This is a genomic window from Phyllobacterium sp. RCAM01083, assembly GCF_055685835.1.
In genome coordinates this window covers 1,165,570-1,184,558 of the sequence record NZ_JBVFZN010000005.1, presented here as the reverse complement: position 1 = coordinate 1,184,558, position 18,989 = coordinate 1,165,570, and the positions used below count along the sequence as shown (strand labels likewise).

Here is an 18,989-nt window from a genome sequence, read left to right as displayed (position 1 = left end):
ATGCTAGAAGCTCCTCACGTTCGCACGAGGAGTGTCTGCATGCATGTATTTTGTGATTTTGATGGGACCATTTCGCTTGAGGACGCTACCGATTTCATTCTTGAACGATTGGCCAGCCCTGCCTGGGAAGATATCGAACAGCAATGGAAGCAGGGCCTCATTGGTTCCGCTGAATGCATGGCACGCCAGATTGCCCTGATCGAAGCAACGCATCAGGAACTGGACAGCGCGCTTGATGACATCGCCATTGATCCAACCTTCCCTGCCTTTATCGACTTCTGCTGGGCGCAGGGCATTCCGGTCACGATCATCAGCGACGGTGTCGATTATTTCATCAAGCGCATCCTTGCCCGGCACAAGCTCGATTATCTCCCGGTCATCGCCAACAAGCTGACGATCTCCGGTGTGAATGGTCACACGCGCTATGAACTCAGTTCACCGTACAGCGATATCGATTGTTCGTCGGCCGCCGGTGTCTGCAAATGCCGTTCCGTCGAGGCCTTCGATACGCGGGTCTATATCGGCGACGGCCGCTCCGATTTCTGCGTCTCCGACAAGCCGGAACTGGTCTTCGCCAAGGACAAGCTGGCCGAGTTCTGCACGGAACAAGCCATTCCGTTTGTCGGCTACGAGAACTTTTCCGATCTTACCCAGAGCCTGAAGAATGCGCTCCCCGGCTTCAACCGCCATCACAAGAGCGCTCCCCGTTACGCCACGGCGTAAAAATGCAACAGAAGAGAATCTTCATGAAAACCAACCTTGCCATCGAGCAGAATGACAATGCTGCCCCCAAGCAGATCTCCGAAGCCGAACTTCGCGCCCTTGAGCAGGAATATTGCTCGCATGGCGATACGGTTCACTATACCGATCATCCGATGTTCTTCGACCGGTGCGAAGGCTCCTACGTCTACGACGCCAAGGACACCCCGTTCCTCGACCTGCAGATGTGGTATTCGGCGGTCAATTTCGGCTACCGCAATCCGCGCCTGAACGCCGCGGCGCATCGCCAGCTGGACACGCTTCCTCAGGTTGCTTCACAGTACCTGCATCGCGAAAAGGTTGAACTGGCCGCCATGATTGCCAGGGATGCCGAGCGCAAGTTCGGTGCCAAGGGCCGTGTTCATTTCAACGTCGGCGGTTCGCAGGCCGTTGAAGATTCGCTCAAGCTGGTTCGCAACTATTCCGGCGGCAAGAGCCTGATGTTCGCCTTCGAGGGCGGTTACCATGGCCGCACGCTCGGTGCATCCGCGATCACCTCGAGCTATCGTTATCGCCGCCGCTATGGTCATTTCGGCGACCGCGCCCAGTTCATCGAATTCCCCTACCACTTCCGCGGCCCCAAGGGCATGAGCAAGGAAGAGTACGGTCACTACTGCGTTCAGAAATTCGCCCGCCTGTTCGAAAGCGAATATAACGGCGTGTGGGACCCGAAGACCGGCAAGGCCGAATACGCCGCATTCTATGTCGAGCCGATCCAGGGCACCGGCGGCTATGTCATTCCGCCGATGAACTTCTTCAAGGAACTCAAGAAGGTCCTTGATGATCATGGCATTCTGCTCGTGGTCGATGAAATCCAGATGGGCGTCTACCGCACGGGCAAGCTGTGGTCGATCGAGCATTTCGGCGTAACCCCCGATGCACTCGTGTTCGGCAAGGCAATCACCAACGGTCTCAACCCGCTGTCCGGCGTCTGGGCCAAGGAAGAATTGATCAATCCCGGCATTTTCCCGCCCGGCTCCACCCATTCGACCTTTGCCAGCAACCCGATGGGTACCGCTGTCGCCCTCGAAACCATGAAAATGCTCGAAGAAGAAGACTTCGGCGCAGCCGTCATGGAAAAGGGTGCCTATTTCCTCGATGGTCTGAAAGAGCTGCAGAAGCGTCATCCCACCATCGGCGACGTGGACGGCCTCGGCCTCGCACTGCGTGTCGAAATCTGCAAGGAAGACGGCTTCACGCCCGACAAGGCAGCGCTCGACTGGATGGCCGATGAAGGCATGAAGGGCGATCTGGTCGTCGGCAACAAGAAGTACGGTCTCGTGCTCGATGTTGGCGGCTACTACAAGAACGTCATCACCTTGGCACCAAACCTGCTGATTACCCGTGAGGAAATCGATCTGGCGCTCACCCTGCTCGATCAGCTTTTCACGCGCGCCGCCAAGAGATAATCGGATGCAACTCCTCCTTCTTCACCTTGATGATGCGCTGGAGTTGCAACCCGACTTCGTGCGCGCCTGTATGCGAACCGGCGCGCGCCAGATCCACGCGGAAGACCACGGCCTGATGGTTCGTCTGTGGGGCCACCAGACGGCCATCGATGCGCTCGACGGCTGTCTTTCCCGGCAAATGGCTGGCGATCAGAAGAAGCCGCATCTGTGTTTCATGGGATCGGGCGATTTCCACCATGTCACTGCCCTTCTGGTCGCGGCCGCCCTTGAAAACAATCCGGGGCCGGCAACGCTCATTCACTTCGACAATCATCCGGACTGGGTGCATTTCGGCAACGGAATGCACTGCGGCTCGTGGATCAACCGCGCCCTGCAGCATCCCGGCCTTGAAAAGATCGTGACAATCGGTGTGTGCAGCGACGATCTGACCAATCCCGAACGCAAGGGTGCCAACCTGTCCCTGCTGCAGCAGGGACAGCTGGAACTTTATCCCTATAGCCATGCGCCAAGCCGGGTCCGCAAGGAGTATGGCAGTGGTGCCAGCTATGAGCAGAAAAACGGTGTCTTGAGCTGGAAGACAATCTCGGAGATCGGTGAAGACAATTTCATCGGTCAGCTGTTGTCGCGCATCAAGACCGAGGCCGTGTACCTCACCATCGATAAGGATGTGCTGGTGCACGATGATGCCATCACCAATTGGGACCAGGGACGCATGCGTCTGCCCTATGTGCTGTCTCTCATCACCGAGATCAGCAAGCGTCACCGGATTATCGGTGCCGACGTGACCGGTGACTATTCGACGCCGTCCTATGCCGGGAACTTGTGGACGCGCTTCACCAAGCGTGCGGAAATCTTCATCGACCAGCCGCACACGACGCCCGACCCGGTGCTCACAACCAATATCAACAGTGCTGCGAACCATGCATTGCTGGAAGTCCTGTCGGAGGCCATGGGATGACCGGCACCCTCACCCCTGCCATGCTGGCCCTGATCGCGTTCTGCGTGCTGACGGAGACCGCACGGGAAGTCTGTTTCAAACATTCCGCCGACAACGAAACGCTGTCCGCAGCCCTGGTCAAACCCATGACCTGGCTCGGCGTCCTCTTCTGGGCTCTCGAACTGGTCGGCTGGACGATCGTGCTCGAACACGTGCCGCTGTCGATTGCCTTTCCGCTCATGGCCTTGAGCTATGTCGTCATCGTGCTCGCCGGAGCATGGATATTCAAAGAACAAATCAACCTTCGCCACGCAGCCGGTGTGCTGTTCATCACAGCCGGTGTGGCTTGTGTAGGAGCAACAGGATTATGAAACTCTTCGCTCATACAAGGTGGGATATCGCGCCTGTTCTGGCAGCCATCGCTCACCTTCTCTTCAATATCTATCTGGTTGTCGGCTTCGAAAGCCGCCCTCTGTGGCTGTCGCTCGTTCTGGGCGGGTTCTATGCAGTATCGATCTCGTGGAACATCAACAGCATTTCGCACAATTTCATCCACACGCCCTACTTCAAGCCGCGTGCGATGAATTATGCCTTCAGCCTGCTCGAATCGATCACGATCGGTTTTTCGCAGACCTATTATCATTGGATTCACATGCGCCATCACTCGGGCAACAGCGACCGTCCGAACGAAAAGGGTGAAACCATCGACTGGCTGTCGATTTATCGCCATGGCAAGAATGGCGAACCGGAGAACGTATGGAGCTATACGTTCCTGAGCTTCTTCCGCGACAGCCTCGGCGATATTCACAAGGCCATCTCGAAGAACCGCCCGTTTGACGCCAAATGGGGCCGTTTCGAACTCTATGCCTTCCTGGGTCTGGCAGCGATCGGCTTCCTCTATGACTGGAAGGCGATGCTGTTCTTCGTTCCCTTCTACTATCTGGGGAATTGCCTCTCCTCGCTCAACGGCTATTACGAGCACCTCAACGGCGATCCGGAAGAACCCATCGCCTGGGGCGTCAGCAGCCATAACCGCTTCTACAACTGGCTGTGGTTCGGCAACGGCTACCATGCCGAGCACCACTATCGTCCGAAGACCCATTGGACCGAACTGCGCACCTTCCACGAGAAGATCAAGGAAGACCAGGACAAGGCTGGCGTCCACGTCATCAGCACCTGCCATGCGCTGGGCTTCATGGCCAAGGAAAACAGAAACCCGGATATGATCGATGCAGATGTCTGATGGATTGAGCTATTTCCTCGAAGGCTCGAATGGCAAAGGCGTATTGCTTGTTCATGGACTGACGGGTGCCCCGGCAGAAATGAAAATGCTGGCGCGACAGCTGAATCGCAAGGGATACAGCGTCTATGCTCCGCTTCTGGCGGGGCATGGCGTTGACATGGCAACCCTAACGCAAACGCGCTGGCAGGACTGGTTGCACAGCGTCGAGGAAGCGACGGAAAAATTCGCGCCCTACAACAATGAAACATTTGCGGCCGGCATCTGCATCGGCGGCAAATTGTCGATGATGGCGGCACACCGCAATCCGAACAGCATCAAGGCGGTCGCGATCTATTCGCCCTGCTTCCATTATGACGGCTGGAACGTGCCGCACTATTACTGGCTGCTGTCGCCGTTCATCGAACTCCTGTCGTATATCCCGTCCGTTGCCCGGCTGAATTTCAGCGAAACATCGGCGCTCGGTATCAAGGATGAACGCATCCGCCGCATGATGGAAAGCATGGAAGCGGAAGGCGTCATCGACAAATTCCCCGGCAAGGGCATCGTCGAGATGTACCGTCTGGGCAAAGAGCTGAAAAAGACCCTGCCGCAGATGCAAACGCCAACACTGATCCTGCATGCGACGGAAGACGATCTGAGCAGCCCGAAACATGCGCGCTACATCAGCCGCCATATTGGCGGGCCGCATCAGCTGAAATGGATCGAAGACAGCTACCATATGATCCACGTGGACCGGCAGCGTCAAAAGGTCGGTGACTACACGGCGGAATTCTTCGAGGCAAACAATGCACCAGCCTATGCATGATCAGTTCCTGCCTCAGACGGCCGCATCGCCGGCAATCCCGGCGGTGGCGCAGACGCGCGTGTTCGATTCCATCCGTGATATCGGCCACGAAGCATGGAACATGTGCTTTGCCGGGGAAGTCGAGGATTATGACTGCCTACTCGCCATCGAGGAAGCCGGTATCGCCGGTTTTGCCTTCCGCTATGTCACGGTCGTCGAGAACGGGCGGCTGCTGGCGGCCATGCCGGCGTTCCTGACCGATTATCAGCTGGATACGACATTGGAAGAAGGCCGCCTGCGCCAGTTTCTGCGCCGCATACGGCAAAGCTATTCGCGCTTCCTGACGCTGAAGCTCGCCTGTCTTGGCTCTCCATGCACCGAGAATGGCGTCACGGGCTTTCATCCCGATCTGCCGGACCAGCGCAAGGCCGAGCTGTTTTCGCTGGTCTTGTCTGGATTTGAGCAATACGCCAAGGCGAATGGCTGTTCGCTGATCGGTATCAAGGACGTACCGGAGCCAACCACGGCCGCCTTTGGCGCTGTCTTCTCCGACCGTGCCTTCGCGGGCATTCCGGGGTTGCCGACGGCCTGGCTCGACATCAATTTCGACTCCATCGAAACCTATATGGCGCGTCTTTCCTCCGGCACCCGCAAGGATATGCGCCGGAAGATGAAGTCATTCGAAAAGATCCGGATTGAAAATCGATCCGACTTCGGAACGATGCTGCCGCAGGTCATGGCGCTCTACCACGACACCCGCAATCGCAGTGAATGGCAGTTTGAAGAACTGACCGCAGATTATTTCGACGGCGTCCTGCGCCGGATGCAGGGCCGGTCGTTCTGCACCTTCTACTACGCCGGCGACCAGCTCCTGGCCGCCAATCTGCTCGTGCATGACGGCAACACGCTGATCGACAAGTTCTTCTGCATGAACAGCGCCGAAGGCCGCGCCTACAACCTTTACTACCTGAGCTGGTTCACCAATCTGCGCCATTGCCTGGCACATGGGATGACCCGGTATCAGAGCGGGCAGGCCTATTACGAGAACAAGATTCGTCTCGGCAGCCAGCTCACGCGCAACACCATGTATTTCAAGCACCGCAATCCGGTCGTTCAATGGGCATTGCGGCTGGCTTCGCCGCTCTTCGCTGCGGATGAAACGCTGAAGGACGCCGCATGAAGCCGATCAATCTCGTCTGGTTTGCCATACCCCTCTTCAACACCCTGTTTCAGGTTTTCATCAAGCTTGCGGCGGAACAGATGACCGGGCTTGGCTTTAATATGGCCTGGTTGATCCACGCCGCCACGTCGCCCTGGATGCTCGCAGCCATTGCCGCCGAAGTCATCTGCTTCGTTTTCTGGCTGCAAGCGCTGGCCCAGCTCGACCTGAGCAAGGCATTTCCCCTGACCGGTATCAGCTATGTGATGATCCTGGCGACCAGCTGGCTGATCTTCCAGGAGGACATCACGCCGCTGCAGATTATCGGCAGCACGCTGATTCTGATCGGGGTCTGGCTGATTGGAACAGCATCGGGGGAGCGAAAGGACTCGGAACCGTCACTGTCCGGCGCTATACCCCATAAATTGCGTTAGGCGGAAGATAGAGCTGCCAATGATGTTTGACTGCGTGTCCATATTTCGATGTAATCTGCCATGACAAGACCGCATGCACCGCGAAGGTCAGGACCTATGGATCGCTACGAAACTTTTGCCACCTGGATCTTCATAGCATTTGGCGTGCTGGTTCTTGCCGGATTGATGGCGTTTTCGATCACAAGCAATGACCAGCCGGCATTTCTGTTTGCACTCGGCGCGTCCTGCACCGGGTTTTTTCTGGGCTTTGCCGTCGTTTTCAATCAGCCAAAACTGTACGGCTTGATTCTCCTGGCCACGATAGTCCTTGTGGGCTGCTCGATTGCCGCCATCGTCACCTGACTGATCACTCGACCGGCTGCGTGATGTGCCGGTATGCACCATGCCAGTAGAGCAGCGGTTCAGCATTCCGGCGTAACGTGACAGCGCGCACCCGGCCGATGAGAATGCCGTGCGAATGCCGCTCGATGGCATCGTCGAGCTCGCAGTCAAGCACTGTCAGGGCATTCTTCAGCGCCAGGGTTCCCGTGGCGAGTTCCTGCCATTCCGCATCCAGATAGCGGTCTATACCCTTGCGCCCGCCACGCCCCGCAAAGCTGTCAGCCACGTGCCGCTGGTCATGCGCCAGAACATTCACGCAGAAACTGCCATGGCGCTGCAGGACCGGCCAGGATGACGAATCCCGGTTGAGACTGACAATCACCGAAGGCGGGTCAATGGCCAGGGATGAAACAGACGTAGCGGTAAACCCCGTGCGGTCGTTGCCGCGTCCGACGGTGACAACGCTCACGGCACCCGCAAGGTGGCGCATGGAATCCTTGAACAAGTCAGCTTCCACGGTCAATTCATGCTGGGCGGCACGCGCCCCGGTCTGAAAGACGGACATTTTTTCCTCATTCATTGGATCATCTTGGGGATCACTCTGGCAGGCGGGTCGTTCGATCGGACGGCCATTCACCCCTGCATTGCAGCACATACGTATAGCGACAAACCAGATTGTGCTTTGCTCAACCTGCGACCATTCGGCAATTTTGTTTTGCGTTTTTTGGCTATTTCGAGAAACCAAATCCAAAACGTCTGCAATGACGACCGGAGAGCTGGGGATTGATGGTGCTACGCGCGCCGGAATGGCTCAGCAGTGAGTCCCCGGAACCAGCGCCAAGCCACCGCACAGGCAGCACTGTCATTTTGTCCACGAAGGACGAAAACAGACGGAGAGGAGAACTTATTTCCAGTCATTGGCATTTTGAGACAAAATCATACCCAGGAGGCCATCAAAATAGTAATCTCTATCGTGTTAATCGTCTATCGAATGCCCGATGATTGGCACCACCCGCATGGAGAGAACGAATCTGATGGCGTCCACTGACTACACGACCACCCGCGTTGCGCCAGCTCAGGCATTCCGGCGTCTCTTCAAAAACAGAGACCGCATGACTGTTGCGGTGATTTTCGCCGTTGCCTTTGCATTCCATCTGGCCGCGTTGTTTAATCTCCTGCCGGCATGATCCAAGATCGGGATGCCGTTCAGGCGATTATTCCCATACCTTCCCGCATGATCCAGATGAGCGGACGATCCCATGGCTTCCCTTTTCTCTTCGCTGACAATCGGTGATCTCACGCTGCCAAGCCGGATCGTCATGGCCCCGATGACGCGCCACCGCGCGCTGCACGGGAAAATACCCGGCAGCCTCAATGCTCTCTATTATGCGCAGCGCGCCGGCGCCGGGCTTGTCATCACGGAGTCGACGGAAATCGATCCGCACAGCAGTATCGATGTGCCAACCCGCCCGGGCCTTTACAACGACGCGCAGCAAGCCGGCTGGCGCCTGGTAACAGACGCCGTGCACGCAGCGGGCGGGCGGATTTTTGTCCAGCTGTCACATATGGGCAGAGCCGCCCTTCCCTCGCAATTGCGGGATGGCCGTTGGCCCGTCGGTCCTTCAGCCCTGGCGGCTGCCGGAAAAATCTATACGGCGAGCGGTCCTGAGCCCTATGTCGAGCCGCAGGCACTCTCTCCCGATGACATCGCCGGGATTGTCGGTGAATTCGCCCATGCTGCGGCGCGTGCAAAAAATGCCGGGTTTGACGGCATCGAAATTCACGGTGCCAACGGCTATCTCGTCGATCAGTTTCTGCGCGATGGCAGCAATGTCCGCGCCGACGGCTATGGCGGTTCGGTGGAAAACCGCTTCCGCTTCCTGCGTGAAATCATCGAAGCGGCGAAGGCCTTTTGGCCGGCGGGCCGCATCGGCGTTCGACTTTCGCCGACCAATCCCTTTCAGGGCATGAGCGACAGCGATCCCGTTGCGCATTTCGCCGCGATAGCCGCCCAGCTCCAGCCTCTTGGCCTTGCCTATCTGCACATTGTGGCACCAGCCGTTGTGCCCGATGGACAAGCTGATGCTGCGCCTGCCATCCGGGCAGCATTTCATGGTCCGCTGATCGTTGCAGGCGGCTACAGGCGCGAACACGCGGAAGCCGTGCTGGCCAATGGCGGCGCCGATCTGGTTGCCTTTGGCGAAGCCTACATCGCCAATCCGGATCTTCCGCAGCGCTGGCGTACCGATGCCGCGCTCAATGCGGCAGACAAATCGACATTCTATACCACCGACGCCAAGGGCTATACGGACTATCCGAGCCTTGAACTTGTTGACGATTGAAAGCGCCGGCAGGAACCGGAATATTTTTCGCTCCGCGTGGAACCAATCCTTCGCTGACGCATTGTGCGGGTACTGGTAACCCCAACCAGTCTTGGCTTTCCCCCACAAGCCAACACAGCCCAATCCTCATACCCCTTGAGGATTGGGCTTTTTTCTTTAGCATTGCGGTTCACACAATCGAAACGGAGGAAGCAATGTCCATTGATAGCGCCAAGCAAGCCATCGAGACTGCAATCCATCGCGGTGATTTCAAGAGCATGGGGATTGCCGTCTTCAAGGCAATCAATGCCTTGGAGGAGCGCATCCGGGAAATGGAAGAAGAGATCGCCCGCCTGAAAGCAAAAGTGAACTGAGCTCCGGCCATTCTTTCTTTGAAATGAAAGCTGGCTATGTTAAACTTTTGCTAAGTTGAGTGTAGCGGTACCTTGAGCCTGCGCCGCACTGAAACGATGCGTGATATTTTTATCCAGAGTCCAGTTTGTTAGAGCCAAATCAAGCCTCAACCCGTGAAACCCCTTCCGTTTAGGCAGGGGTTTTGCTTGTAAGGATGACCGCTATGAAAATCGTTCTGACGATTGTCGCCTTGCTTCTGATCATCATGGGCACCGTCTGGGCGTTGCAGGGCCTGAGCATCCTCGGCGGCAGTTTTATGGTCGGCCAGACGCGCTGGCTGTATATTGGTCTCGTCACAATCGTGATCGGTGCCATTCTCCTGGTCTCCGCCACCGTGCGGCGATAGCAGGCAGCCTTCCGCCTATCCATCCCGTCCAAATCCAGACTTTACAATGCCTTGGCTATGCTTCTGTCTGGATTTGTCAGGAGGCCGCTGATAGAACGGCAGAATGAACGCGGGAGGCGAAGTTTCATGACCGAACTCACAATTATCGTAGAATTCGAGACCCATGAGGGTCGCGAAGAGGAATTCATCACGCTCATTCGCGAGCATGCGCGCAAAACACTGGATGAGGAACCGGGCTGCCTGCGGTTCGAGGTCATCAAACCCATTGCGCGGGACGGCACCCCCATTGCCAACAAGGTCATGGTCAACGAACTCTATGCCAATGAAGCGGCGGTTACCGCCCACGAAAACAATCCGCGCATGGCGAAAGTGCGTGCCGCCAATGCACCATTGCTCAAATCCAGCCGGCTGATCCTGGCCAAGTCGCTGAGCCCCAAGCCGGCCGACGGCATGACCACCATGGAACTGAATGCCAGCAATGATGATTGAGGAGCTATGCCTAACGTCGAATGTCGTCGGGCATCGAAATATGCGATGAACAATTCCAGCACTTTTCCATTCTCTGTCCCTGCCGCGGCTACAAGAAGGTTTCCTGTGAAAAACAAACTGGCACTGGCCATGCTTTTGCCCTGTCTTTTGACCATCAGCAATTGCGGTGCCATGCGCTGGATGGATGAGACATCGAAAGCGTCCGGTCCAACCAGTTGTGCCGGCTGGAACAAGATCCGCATCAAGCCGGAAACAGCCGTCTACCTCGCCCGCAATGATTTCTCGGCCGGAATAGACATCGATTCCCATAATCTCAATGGACAATCGCACGGCTGCTGGAACTGACTGGCCTCGCCTGTCTGACTGCCGGGCGGGCGTTCTGGAACCAAATGCTGCCGCCGCCGTTATTCCCTAGTATCGATGAAAGGAATTCCGGAATGGCAACGAATATATCCAAAGCCCGCGACGCAGCCGAAGAGGATCTGGAAAGCCAGATCGCCGCATTGCGCAAGGAGCTTTCAGGGATAACCCAATCCCTGTCCGACCAGGGTTATGATCTGCTCGATCAGGCGAACGCGACCTACCATTCGGTCAGGCGGCATGGCCGCAAGGCCGCGCGGTTTGTCGGTGACGAAGCGCAGGTCGTGGCAGACAAGGCCAGGGAAAATCCCCTGATCACGGTTGCTGTTATCTCAGCAATTGCCGGGATCGGTCTGCTCGCCGGTTTGAGCGCCTATCGCCGGTAAATGCCCCTGCCCTTGAAATGGGCGATGCGGCCACCTACATCACCTGCAGAAATTCGGCTCCGTCTTTGACCACGGATGTACTGGCACTGGTGTCGAGCCGAATTCGGAAAGGTCGGGAATTCCCGGCCTTTTTTATTGTCTTTTTGCATCAGCCGCACCCTTATGGCGAGACTTTAGCGTGTCATCTGTTGCACCCGTGGGACGGAACATCTATGAAAGACAGGAATACAGCCTTGATCGGGTTGGATGAGGTTTTACATTGAGACTGAGCCCCTTCGATTCCAGGATGGGGTGTTGAGAGCGAGCTGCCTGAATGGACAATTTCGAGAAATACGCACTGGCTTTGATGGTCGTATTCGGTGCCCTTATCATTGGCGGCCTGATGGCCGTCCATATCGCTTGGGTCCATAAAGCTGGATTTCTCTACGCATTGGCCGCTGCCATCGTTGTCTGGGCCGCCGGATTTGCCGTCCTGTTTGACAAGCCGCGTGTCTATGGTTTCCTGCTGCTTGTGGCTGCTGCTTTCATTACGGCATCGATCGTCGTTCTGGTTCGCTGATCACGCCTGACCCGGCCTTCCAACGCACCATTGGAAAATATGAAACTTAGGTTCATATTATTATTTACTTTATCAAGAATAATTCTAAAGTAGCGTCTCGTTCCCATAGCATGACCTGATTTCGGGTTGAGAGAGATATTCCCATGCGACTGACCAGACAGACCAATTATGCCATTCGTATTCTGATGTATTGTGCCGCCAATGATGGCAATCTGAGCCGGATCGCCGAAATTGCGCACGCCTACACAGTCTCCGAGCTTTTCCTGTTCAAGATCCTGCAGCCGCTCGTTGAAAATGGTTTCATTGAAACCGTGCGCGGTCGCAATGGCGGCGTGAAACTCGGCAAGCCTGCCAAGGACATCACCCTTTTCGACGTGGTGCGCGTGACCGAAGAAAATTTTGCCATGGCAGAGTGCTTTGAGAACGATGCCGCGGAATGCCCCTTGATTGACAGCTGCGGCCTGAATGCCGCCTTGCGCAAGGCATTGAATGCCTTCTTCGAGGTGCTCGCCCAGTATTCCATCGATGATATCGTCAAGACGAGAGACGTGCGCGCCCTCCTCGGCATCGACAATCTGGCACCCCGCCTCGCCACGGCGAGCTGACAGAATTCTCTTGGGGTGACCGGCCCCGGGGATCGCTCGCCAACCACAATCCGCATGAATGGAGTTGCGCCATGTACATCGCCATGAATCGTTTCAAGGTTCAGTCGGGCTCCGAAGACGCGTTTGAAACCGTGTGGAAGTCACGCGACTCCCGGCTGTCCTCGGTGCCCGGCTTTGTCGAATTCCACCTGCTGCGCGGTGCCCGGAACGAGGAAGAGAATTACACCCTCTACGCATCGCACACCGTGTGGCGGACCCAGGCGGATTTCACCGCATGGACTCAGTCCGAACATTTCCGCGCAGCCCATCGCAATGCGGGCGATACCAAGCCGAGTTACATCGGACACCCGCAATTCGAAGGGTTTTCCGTGGTCGAGGGTGCCTGATTTAGTCTTTTTGCGACAAATGAGACGTTTTGACACATGCGTGGCCGGCGATGCATTTTGCCGGTCAGGACGGCAAAATCGACGAAATATGATTGAATTGGTTATGTTATTTTCCCAGTTTAGAATTATTCCAAGCTATTGATATCACGGCATATTCAGCGGCCGGCATTTGACAGAATTCGGACAAACCAGTCTTATAGGATCAGTATTGCGAATAACGCATGACCTTTAATGTTAGGGCCTTGAACCCTTGCGATTGGAGGAACCCTTGTCTGGTTCGAAAGTATTTCCAGGTTGCGGAACAATGTTTCCGGGCCAATTTCTGCAAAGCGCCACCCATCCTGTCATCAGGAGAAGTTCTGACATCGTAAAACTGTCAGGATTTGCGGGTATTTATTCTTATGAATATGGCGCTTAGACAACATGCTCGTATGTCATTGCAATATCATCACCCAGAAAGAAATCGAGAATACTATCACTGAACTTCTCGATGCTGACCCGTGGCAACTGATTGTCCCGGCAAAAGTCTACCACGCCATGCAGAAGCGTGGCCGCTGCTGTGGCTGCTTCCCAAACGTCGTTGAAACCATCATAAAGGTGACGGAAGAATATCACCTCCGCCACGGTTCAAACGATTCTGATGCTGTCTCGTTTATCGATCGTGTGCGGGCATTGCGTCACGAATACGGGAGTTCACGGCATGAAAGGCGACAAAAAGGTCATCGAGCGGCTTAACGAGGCACTTTTCCTCGAATTGGGAGCGGTCAACCAGTATTGGTTGCATTATCGCCTGCTGGACGATTGGGGTTACAAGCTGCTCGCCAAGAAGGAGCGCGCCGAATCCATCGAGGAAATGCAGCACGCTGACAAGATCATCGAGCGCATCATCTTCCTCGAAGGCCATCCAAACCTGCAGTCCATTGGCGCCCTGCGCATCGGCCAGAACATCAAGGAAGTTCTGGAAGCCGATCTGGCCGGCGAATATGACGCTGTGAAGTCGTACAAGAAGTCGCGCGAGATCTGCGCGGAAGTGGGCGACTACGTCACCAAGGAACTCTTTGACGAGCTTCTGAAGGACGAGGAAGGCCACATCGATTTCCTCGAGACCCAGCTCGACCTTCTCAAGCGCATCGGCGTCGAGAACTATGGTCAGCTCAATGCGGCGCCAGCCGACTCCGCTGAATAAGCGACCCATCGCATTCACAAAAAGGGCGCCCATGGGCGCCCTTTTCATTTGTATCGCGGCAAACCTTATTTCGGCAGCTTGTCGTCCACGCCGGCAACGTAGAAGTTCATGCCGAGAATGGTCTTGTCGTCGGCGGTTTCACCAGCCTTCAGCCATTCGGAGCCGTCCTGCTTCTTGACAGGGCCGGTGAAGGGCTTCAGTGCACCGGATGTGATCTTGGCCTGGGTTTCCTCGGCCAGCTTCTTCACATCGTCAGGCATGTTGGTGTAGGGCGCCATCACCACGAGGTTTTCATGCATGCCGTGGAAAACATTGTGGGTCTTCCATGTGCCATCGATCACGGCCTTGGCCCGTTCGATGTAGTAAGGGCCCCAATTGTCGACGATGGCGGTCAGCTGGGTTTCCGGGCCGAACTTGATCATGTCGGAAGCCTGGCCGAATGCCTTGATCTTGCGCTCCGCGGCAACCTGCATCGGCGCGGTGGAATCCGTGTGCTGGGTGATGATATCGACGCCCTGGTCGACCAGAGCCTTGGCAGCATCGGCTTCCTTGCCCGGATCGAACCAGGCATTGGCCCAGATCACCTTGACCTTGAAGTTCGGGTTGACCGACTGCGCACCCAGCATGAAGGAGTTGATGCCCTGCACCACTTCGGGGATCGGGAATGAACCGATATAGCCGGCAACGCCAACCTTGGACAGCTTGGCGGCAATCACGCCCTGTACGTAGCGGCCTTCATAGAAGCGCGAATTGTACACGGCAACATTGTCGGCCGTCTTGTAGCCGGTCGCGTGTTCGAACTTCACATTCGGGAATTTCTGCGCAACCTTGATCGTCGCATCCATGTAGCCGAATGAGGTCGTGAAGATCAGCTTGTTGCCGGCACGCGCCAGACGCTCGATGGAGCGCTCGGCATCCGCACCCTCAGGCACGCTTTCGAGGAAGGTCGTCTCGACCTTGTCGCCAAGCGCCTTTTCCATCTCCTTGCGGCCCTGATCGTGCTGGTAGGTCCAGCCGAAATCACCGGGCGGTCCGATATAGATGAAGCCGACCTTCAGTTTCTCTTCGGCATGGGCCGCGCCCGCAACGGCAAAGCTGGCAGCCATGGACAGCGCCATAAGCAGTTTTTTCATTCGTGTTCACCTCTCTGTTAAACCAAAAGCCTTGTCTTTTATTCTCGCCCGGCTGCTCAGCGGTCGGGCACGAAGGGTTTGCCGAGGGATGTCGGCGTATTCATCAGGGTCAGCCGCTTGTTCCGCGAAATCAGAACAAGCACGATAATCGTTGCCAGATAAGGCAGCGACGACATGAACTGCGAGGGTATGCCGATGCCAAGCGCCTGGGCGTGCAGCTGGCCGATGGTGACCGCGCCGAAGAGGTAGGCGCCCGCCAGAATCCGCCATGGCCGCCACGAGGCGAACACCACCAGTGCAAGCGCGATCCATCCCCGGCCCGACGTCATGTTTTCCACCCATTGCGGCACATAGACGAGCGATAGTTGCGCACCGGCGAGCCCGGCGCAAGCGCCCCCGAACATCACGGCGAGATAACGCACCCGAATGACCCGCACGCCAAGCGCATGCGCCGAGGTATGATTGTCACCGACAGCGCGCAATGTCAGTCCGGCGCGGGTGCGGAACAGGAACCATGTGACGCCGATGGTCAGAAGGATCGACATATAGAAAATCGGATCCTGTCCGAACAGGAATTTCCCGACGACCGGCAAATCCGTCAGCATCGGAATATTCAGGGACTGCATCCGCACGCCGGGCAGCCCGACAAAACTTTCGCCGATCATGGCGGAAGCGCCCAGCCCCAGCAGCGTCAAAGCCAGTCCCGTCGCCACCTGATTGGTCACCAGCGTCAACGTCAGGAAACCGAACAGCAGCGAAAAGGCAGCCCCGGCCAGAATGGCTGCGAACATGCCGAGCCATGCCGATCCGGTGAGCTGCGCAACGCCGAAGCCGGCAACAGCACCCATGATCATCATGCCCTCGACGCCGAGATTGAGCACACCGGAGCGTTCCACCACCAGTTCGCCCATGGCAGCGATCAGCAAGGGCGTTGCGGCTGTGGCAACCGTCAGGAGAATGGCTTCGAACATGCCCATGTCATGCCCCCTTTGCTGCGGCGTCGCTGTGCCGGGTGACGAAGCGGATGCGGTAATAAATGAGCGTGTCGCTTGCCAGCACGAAGAACAGGATGATGCCCTGGAAGATGCGCGCCGATTTCTCGGAAATGCCGAGCGAAACCTGTGCCGCTTCACCGCCGAGATAGGACAGCGCCAGAACCAGCCCTGCGGCGACAATGCCAAGCGGGTTAAGACGGCCAAGGAAGGCAACGATGATGGCAGTAAAGCCGTAGCCGGGCGAGATCGTCGTGCGCAATTGGCCGACTGCACCGGAAACCTCGGCAATCCCGGCCAGCCCCGCCAGCGCCCCGGAGACCAGGAACGCGAAGAATGTCAGGCGCCCGGCGCTGAAACCGGCAAAACGCCCTGCCCGCGCGCTGCGCCCCAGCACCTTGATTTCAAAGCCGTTCAGCGTGCGCGACAGCATGAACCAGACAAGGAGTGCGGCGACAATCGCGAGAACAAAACCCCAATGCGCCCGCCCCGACGAAGCCCATATCTCGGGAAGGATGGCACTGGAGTTGAACTGCACCGTTTCAGGAAAGTTGAAACCCTGCGGGTTGCGCCAAGGGCCGCGCACGATCCAGTCGAGGAACAGCTGCGCCACGTAGACCAGCATCAGGCTCGTCAGAATCTCGTTGGTGTTGAACCGCACCTTGAGGAACGCCGGAATGGTCGCATAGGCCATCCCGCCTGCCATGCCCAGCAGCAGCATCATCGGCAGGACATACCAGCCCTGAAAATCCGGAAAAACCACCGGCAGGATCGATCCGGCGATCCCGCCCATGATCAACTGCCCCTCCGCGCCGATATTCCAGTTGTTGGAAAGGAAGCAGACGGACAGCCCCACGGCGATCAGGATCAGCGGTGCCGCCTTCACCAGCAGCTCATGCCAGGACCAGATTTCGGTCAACGGCTCGACGAAATAGGAATAGAGCGCCGAAACCGGGTTCTTGCCAAGCAGCGCAAACAGGATGGCGCCGGCAATCAGCGTAAGGAACAGGGCGATGAACGGCGACAGCGCACTGAACAGCGCCGAATGTTGCGGACGTCTGACCAATTCGACACGCATCAGGCCGCCCCTGCACTTGCATGGGCCGACGCGGTATCGGCACCGCCCATCATCAAACCGACACGTTCCATGTTCATCGCTTCAATCGGGACCGATTGCGACAGGCGCCCATGCACCATGGCGGCAATCCGGTCGGAGATTTCAAAGAGTTCATCGAGATCCTGGCTGATCACGATCACGGCGGAACCGCTGCGCGCAAGATCGACGAGCGCCTGCCTTATATGGGCGGCAGCGCCGGCGTCGACACCCCATGTCGGCTGGTTGACCACCAGAACGGCTGGGTTGCGGTCCAGCTCGCGCCCGATCAGAAACTTCTGGAGGTTTCCGCCGGAAAGCGCTGATGCATCTGGGTTTTCCGCACTTTTACGAACGTCCATCTGTGCGACGATCCGCTTTGCCGCAAGGGCAAGGCTGGATTGCTGGAGCAGCCGCAACAGGCCGCCGCCGAGGAAGACTTTTCCATCGGTGGCGTAGCGGGACAACAGCAGATTGTCGGTCAGCGACATATTGGGAACCGCGCCATGCCCAAGACGCTCCTCCGGCACAAAGGCAGCGCCCAGCCTGCGCCGCGCGGAGATACCGGATCGTCCGGTGTCCCTGCCGCGAATACGGACAATGTCCGGCCGTTCCTGCAGCACTTCGCCGGATATCGCTTCGAACAGTTCGCCCTGTCCGTTGCCGGCGACACCGGCAATGCCAAGAATTTCGCCCGGATTGACGGCCAGCCGGATATCATGCAGCGGCACGGAAAACGGGCCGCGCGGCTTCTGCGACAGGCCGTTGACTTCAATCAGTGCCGATTGGGTTGCTGGCGCCGCGTTTGGGCGGCGCTCTATGACATGGATGTCGCTGCCAACCATCATGCGCGCCAGAGAACTTGCGGTTTCCTGGCGCGGATCGCACTGGCCGACAACCTTGCCGTGGCGTAGCACCGTGGCCCGGTCGCACAGCCGCCGTACTTCCTCGAGCCTGTGGCTGATATAGAGGATCGATTTTCCTTCCGACTTCAACCGCTCCAGCGTGACAAACAAAAGGTCGGCTTCCTGCGGCGTCAGCACCGATGTCGGTTCGTCGAGAATGATCAGGTCGGGATTTTGCAGCAGGCAGCGGATAATCTCGATACGCTGGCGTTCGCCTACGGAAAGATCACCGACCAGCGCATCGGGATCAACCGGCAGACCATAGGTCCGGCCGATGTCCCGCGCCTTTGCGGCGATGGTGTTGAGGTCGGTTTTCTCGTCGAGCGACAGCGCGATGTTTTCGGCGGCAGTCAAGGCATCGAAAAGCGAAAAGTGCTGGAAAACCATGCCGATGCCGAGCGATCTTGCCATCGCCGGATTGGCGACGGCAACCGCTTTGCCCTTCCAGCCGATCTCACCCGAAGTCGGCTGCAGCGCGCCGAACAGCATTTTGACCAGCGTGGATTTGCCAGCGCCGTTTTCCCCCAGGAGGGCGTGAATTTCTCCGGTGCCGATTGTCAGGTCGATCCCGTCGCAGGCTTTCAGAGAGCCGAAAATTTTGGTGAGCCCGGTTGCTTCCAGAAGTGGATGCCCAGCCCCGTTCTTATCGCTTATGCTTGTCATAGTTCCCCACGGCCCAGGACGATTATTCTGAGGTGCCCCTAACCATTTCCGATCCTATGTCGGGCAGCATCGATTTGGGAAGTGCAAAACCAGAGGTTGCGGCCT

At 57.2% G+C, this 18,989-nt stretch carries 26 protein-coding genes; 21 read left to right on the top strand and 5 right to left on the bottom strand.

Annotation, left to right across the window (positions count from 1 at the left end; translation table 11 throughout):
• The first annotated feature begins 39 nt into the window (after positions 1 to 39).
• The 9 genes from ACZ25R_RS12490 (at position 40) to ACZ25R_RS12450 (ending at position 7,067) form a co-directional block, all read left to right on the top strand.
• Positions 40 to 723, top strand: coding sequence for an MtnX-like HAD-IB family phosphatase (locus ACZ25R_RS12490; protein WP_472461136.1), 684 nt, complete (start codon positions 40 to 42; stop codon positions 721 to 723).
• A gap of 23 nt (positions 724 to 746) precedes the next feature.
• Positions 747 to 2,168: an aspartate aminotransferase family protein gene (locus tag ACZ25R_RS12485; protein WP_464660435.1), complete on the top strand. Its 1,422-nt coding sequence runs from the start codon at positions 747 to 749 to the stop codon at positions 2,166 to 2,168.
• 4 nt (positions 2,169 to 2,172) lie between these two features.
• Positions 2,173 to 3,126: an arginase family protein gene (locus tag ACZ25R_RS12480; protein WP_472461135.1), complete on the top strand. Its 954-nt coding sequence runs from the start codon at positions 2,173 to 2,175 to the stop codon at positions 3,124 to 3,126.
• A complete protein-coding gene (locus ACZ25R_RS12475) occupies positions 3,123 to 3,476 on the top strand; it encodes a DMT family transporter (protein ID WP_464660438.1) in 354 nt (117 codons plus the stop codon). Before ACZ25R_RS12480 ends, ACZ25R_RS12475 begins: the two co-directional genes overlap by 4 nt.
• Positions 3,473 to 4,348, top strand: a complete 876-nt coding sequence (locus tag ACZ25R_RS12470; protein WP_464660439.1) for a fatty acid desaturase family protein — start codon at positions 3,473 to 3,475, stop codon at positions 4,346 to 4,348. Before ACZ25R_RS12475 ends, ACZ25R_RS12470 begins: the two co-directional genes overlap by 4 nt.
• Positions 4,335 to 5,153: an alpha/beta hydrolase gene (locus ACZ25R_RS12465; protein WP_472461134.1), complete on the top strand. Its 819-nt coding sequence runs from the start codon at positions 4,335 to 4,337 to the stop codon at positions 5,151 to 5,153. The genes ACZ25R_RS12470 and ACZ25R_RS12465 overlap by 14 nt, the downstream gene beginning before the upstream one ends.
• Positions 5,134 to 6,312, top strand: coding sequence for a GNAT family N-acetyltransferase (locus ACZ25R_RS12460; RefSeq protein WP_472461133.1), 1,179 nt, complete (start codon positions 5,134 to 5,136; stop codon positions 6,310 to 6,312). The genes ACZ25R_RS12465 and ACZ25R_RS12460 overlap by 20 nt, the downstream gene beginning before the upstream one ends.
• The gene (locus ACZ25R_RS12455) at positions 6,309 to 6,725 is read left to right on the top strand and encodes an EamA family transporter (protein ID WP_472461132.1); all 417 of its coding nucleotides are present in this window, start codon (positions 6,309 to 6,311) and stop codon (positions 6,723 to 6,725) included. Before ACZ25R_RS12460 ends, ACZ25R_RS12455 begins: the two co-directional genes overlap by 4 nt.
• Positions 6,726 to 6,821: 96 nt before the next feature.
• On the top strand, positions 6,822 to 7,067 hold the full coding sequence (locus tag ACZ25R_RS12450; protein ID WP_223613335.1) for a hypothetical protein: 246 nt from the start codon (positions 6,822 to 6,824) through the stop codon (positions 7,065 to 7,067).
• 4 nt (positions 7,068 to 7,071) lie between these two features.
• Here ACZ25R_RS12450 and ACZ25R_RS12445 read toward each other — a convergent pair whose 3' ends face one another.
• Positions 7,072 to 7,611, bottom strand: coding sequence for a flavin reductase family protein (locus ACZ25R_RS12445; RefSeq protein WP_223613334.1), 540 nt, complete (start codon positions 7,609 to 7,611; stop codon positions 7,072 to 7,074).
• Positions 7,612 to 8,080: 469 nt separating this feature from the next.
• Here ACZ25R_RS12445 and ACZ25R_RS12440 point away from each other — a divergent pair, with 469 nt between their 5' ends.
• From ACZ25R_RS12440 to bfr, 12 genes are all read left to right on the top strand, one after another.
• Entirely contained in the window at positions 8,081 to 8,233 is a 153-nt protein-coding gene (locus tag ACZ25R_RS12440) for a hypothetical protein (RefSeq protein WP_403174499.1), read from the top strand.
• Between the two features lie 72 nt (positions 8,234 to 8,305).
• Entirely contained in the window at positions 8,306 to 9,388 is a 1,083-nt protein-coding gene (locus tag ACZ25R_RS12435) for an alkene reductase (RefSeq protein WP_472461131.1), read from the top strand.
• A gap of 194 nt (positions 9,389 to 9,582) precedes the next feature.
• Entirely contained in the window at positions 9,583 to 9,741 is a 159-nt protein-coding gene (locus ACZ25R_RS12430; protein ID WP_464660447.1) for a hypothetical protein, read from the top strand.
• A gap of 203 nt (positions 9,742 to 9,944) precedes the next feature.
• Positions 9,945 to 10,127, top strand: a complete 183-nt coding sequence (locus tag ACZ25R_RS12425; protein WP_464660449.1) for a hypothetical protein — start codon at positions 9,945 to 9,947, stop codon at positions 10,125 to 10,127.
• Positions 10,128 to 10,253: 126 nt separating this feature from the next.
• Positions 10,254 to 10,616, top strand: a complete 363-nt coding sequence (locus ACZ25R_RS12420) for a putative quinol monooxygenase (protein WP_463012992.1) — start codon at positions 10,254 to 10,256, stop codon at positions 10,614 to 10,616.
• A 105-nt stretch (positions 10,617 to 10,721) separates the two neighbouring features.
• On the top strand, positions 10,722 to 10,961 hold the full coding sequence (locus tag ACZ25R_RS12415; RefSeq protein WP_346307029.1) for a hypothetical protein: 240 nt from the start codon (positions 10,722 to 10,724) through the stop codon (positions 10,959 to 10,961).
• A gap of 92 nt (positions 10,962 to 11,053) precedes the next feature.
• Positions 11,054 to 11,362: a hypothetical protein gene (locus ACZ25R_RS12410; protein ID WP_464660452.1), complete on the top strand. Its 309-nt coding sequence runs from the start codon at positions 11,054 to 11,056 to the stop codon at positions 11,360 to 11,362.
• Positions 11,363 to 11,675: 313 nt separating this feature from the next.
• Positions 11,676 to 11,921, top strand: a complete 246-nt coding sequence (locus ACZ25R_RS12405; protein ID WP_105732755.1) for a hypothetical protein — start codon at positions 11,676 to 11,678, stop codon at positions 11,919 to 11,921.
• A gap of 143 nt (positions 11,922 to 12,064) precedes the next feature.
• The gene (gene rirA, locus ACZ25R_RS12400) at positions 12,065 to 12,526 is read left to right on the top strand and encodes an iron-responsive transcriptional regulator RirA (RefSeq protein WP_223613325.1); all 462 of its coding nucleotides are present in this window, start codon (positions 12,065 to 12,067) and stop codon (positions 12,524 to 12,526) included.
• A gap of 71 nt (positions 12,527 to 12,597) precedes the next feature.
• Positions 12,598 to 12,912: a heme-degrading protein HmuQ gene (hmuQ, locus tag ACZ25R_RS12395; protein ID WP_288191552.1), complete on the top strand. Its 315-nt coding sequence runs from the start codon at positions 12,598 to 12,600 to the stop codon at positions 12,910 to 12,912.
• A 423-nt stretch (positions 12,913 to 13,335) separates the two neighbouring features.
• Complete coding sequence (locus ACZ25R_RS12390; RefSeq protein WP_223613323.1) at positions 13,336 to 13,647, top strand: (2Fe-2S)-binding protein; 312 nt, start codon at positions 13,336 to 13,338, stop codon at positions 13,645 to 13,647.
• A complete protein-coding gene (gene bfr, locus ACZ25R_RS12385; RefSeq protein WP_346307026.1) occupies positions 13,613 to 14,098 on the top strand; it encodes a bacterioferritin in 486 nt (161 codons plus the stop codon). Before ACZ25R_RS12390 ends, bfr begins: the two co-directional genes overlap by 35 nt.
• 65 nt (positions 14,099 to 14,163) lie before the next feature.
• Here bfr and ACZ25R_RS12380 read toward each other — a convergent pair whose 3' ends face one another.
• Genes ACZ25R_RS12380 through ACZ25R_RS12365 form a run of 4 tightly spaced genes read right to left on the bottom strand, consistent with a single transcriptional unit; the run spans position 14,164 to position 18,884 of the window.
• Entirely contained in the window at positions 14,164 to 15,231 is a 1,068-nt protein-coding gene (locus tag ACZ25R_RS12380; RefSeq protein WP_472461130.1) for a BMP family ABC transporter substrate-binding protein, read from the bottom strand.
• Positions 15,232 to 15,287: 56 nt separating this feature from the next.
• Positions 15,288 to 16,208 (bottom strand): ABC transporter permease, encoded by a 921-nt coding sequence (locus ACZ25R_RS12375; protein WP_472461129.1) that lies wholly within the window; start codon positions 16,206 to 16,208, stop codon positions 15,288 to 15,290.
• Between the two features lies 1 nt (position 16,209).
• The gene (locus tag ACZ25R_RS12370) at positions 16,210 to 17,301 is read right to left on the bottom strand and encodes an ABC transporter permease (protein WP_472461128.1); all 1,092 of its coding nucleotides are present in this window, start codon (positions 17,299 to 17,301) and stop codon (positions 16,210 to 16,212) included.
• Positions 17,301 to 18,884 (bottom strand): ABC transporter ATP-binding protein, encoded by a 1,584-nt coding sequence (locus tag ACZ25R_RS12365; RefSeq protein ID WP_463012995.1) that lies wholly within the window; start codon positions 18,882 to 18,884, stop codon positions 17,301 to 17,303. Before ACZ25R_RS12365 ends, ACZ25R_RS12370 begins: the two co-directional genes overlap by 1 nt.
• Between the last annotated feature and the right edge of the window lie 105 nt (positions 18,885 to 18,989).

Bases quoted from the DNA above. Each gene is read 5' to 3' on its own strand.
- ACZ25R_RS12490 (WP_472461136.1), top strand. From the start codon at position 40: ATGCATGTATTTTGTGATTTTGATGGGACCATTTCGCTTGAGGACGCT.
- ACZ25R_RS12485 (WP_464660435.1), top strand. From the start codon at position 747: ATGAAAACCAACCTTGCCATCGAGCAGAATGACAATGCTGCCCCCAAG.
- ACZ25R_RS12480 (WP_472461135.1), top strand. From the start codon at position 2,173: ATGCAACTCCTCCTTCTTCACCTTGATGATGCGCTGGAGTTGCAACCC.
- ACZ25R_RS12475 (WP_464660438.1), top strand. From the start codon at position 3,123: ATGACCGGCACCCTCACCCCTGCCATGCTGGCCCTGATCGCGTTCTGC.
- ACZ25R_RS12470 (WP_464660439.1), top strand. From the start codon at position 3,473: ATGAAACTCTTCGCTCATACAAGGTGGGATATCGCGCCTGTTCTGGCA.
- ACZ25R_RS12465 (WP_472461134.1), top strand. From the start codon at position 4,335: ATGCAGATGTCTGATGGATTGAGCTATTTCCTCGAAGGCTCGAATGGC.
- ACZ25R_RS12460 (WP_472461133.1), top strand. From the start codon at position 5,134: ATGCACCAGCCTATGCATGATCAGTTCCTGCCTCAGACGGCCGCATCG.
- ACZ25R_RS12455 (WP_472461132.1), top strand. From the start codon at position 6,309: ATGAAGCCGATCAATCTCGTCTGGTTTGCCATACCCCTCTTCAACACC.
- ACZ25R_RS12450 (WP_223613335.1), top strand. From the start codon at position 6,822: ATGGATCGCTACGAAACTTTTGCCACCTGGATCTTCATAGCATTTGGC.
- ACZ25R_RS12445 (WP_223613334.1), bottom strand. From the start codon at position 7,611: ATGTCCGTCTTTCAGACCGGGGCGCGTGCCGCCCAGCATGAATTGACC.
- ACZ25R_RS12440 (WP_403174499.1), top strand. From the start codon at position 8,081: ATGGCGTCCACTGACTACACGACCACCCGCGTTGCGCCAGCTCAGGCA.
- ACZ25R_RS12435 (WP_472461131.1), top strand. From the start codon at position 8,306: ATGGCTTCCCTTTTCTCTTCGCTGACAATCGGTGATCTCACGCTGCCA.
- ACZ25R_RS12430 (WP_464660447.1), top strand. From the start codon at position 9,583: ATGTCCATTGATAGCGCCAAGCAAGCCATCGAGACTGCAATCCATCGC.
- ACZ25R_RS12425 (WP_464660449.1), top strand. From the start codon at position 9,945: ATGAAAATCGTTCTGACGATTGTCGCCTTGCTTCTGATCATCATGGGC.
- ACZ25R_RS12420 (WP_463012992.1), top strand. From the start codon at position 10,254: ATGACCGAACTCACAATTATCGTAGAATTCGAGACCCATGAGGGTCGC.
- ACZ25R_RS12410 (WP_464660452.1), top strand. From the start codon at position 11,054: ATGGCAACGAATATATCCAAAGCCCGCGACGCAGCCGAAGAGGATCTG.
- ACZ25R_RS12405 (WP_105732755.1), top strand. From the start codon at position 11,676: ATGGACAATTTCGAGAAATACGCACTGGCTTTGATGGTCGTATTCGGT.
- rirA (WP_223613325.1), top strand. From the start codon at position 12,065: ATGCGACTGACCAGACAGACCAATTATGCCATTCGTATTCTGATGTAT.
- hmuQ (WP_288191552.1), top strand. From the start codon at position 12,598: ATGTACATCGCCATGAATCGTTTCAAGGTTCAGTCGGGCTCCGAAGAC.
- ACZ25R_RS12390 (WP_223613323.1), top strand. From the start codon at position 13,336: ATGCTCGTATGTCATTGCAATATCATCACCCAGAAAGAAATCGAGAAT.
- bfr (WP_346307026.1), top strand. From the start codon at position 13,613: ATGAAAGGCGACAAAAAGGTCATCGAGCGGCTTAACGAGGCACTTTTC.
- ACZ25R_RS12380 (WP_472461130.1), bottom strand. From the start codon at position 15,231: ATGAAAAAACTGCTTATGGCGCTGTCCATGGCTGCCAGCTTTGCCGTT.
- ACZ25R_RS12375 (WP_472461129.1), bottom strand. From the start codon at position 16,208: ATGGGCATGTTCGAAGCCATTCTCCTGACGGTTGCCACAGCCGCAACG.
- ACZ25R_RS12370 (WP_472461128.1), bottom strand. From the start codon at position 17,301: ATGCGTGTCGAATTGGTCAGACGTCCGCAACATTCGGCGCTGTTCAGT.
- ACZ25R_RS12365 (WP_463012995.1), bottom strand. From the start codon at position 18,884: ATGACAAGCATAAGCGATAAGAACGGGGCTGGGCATCCACTTCTGGAA.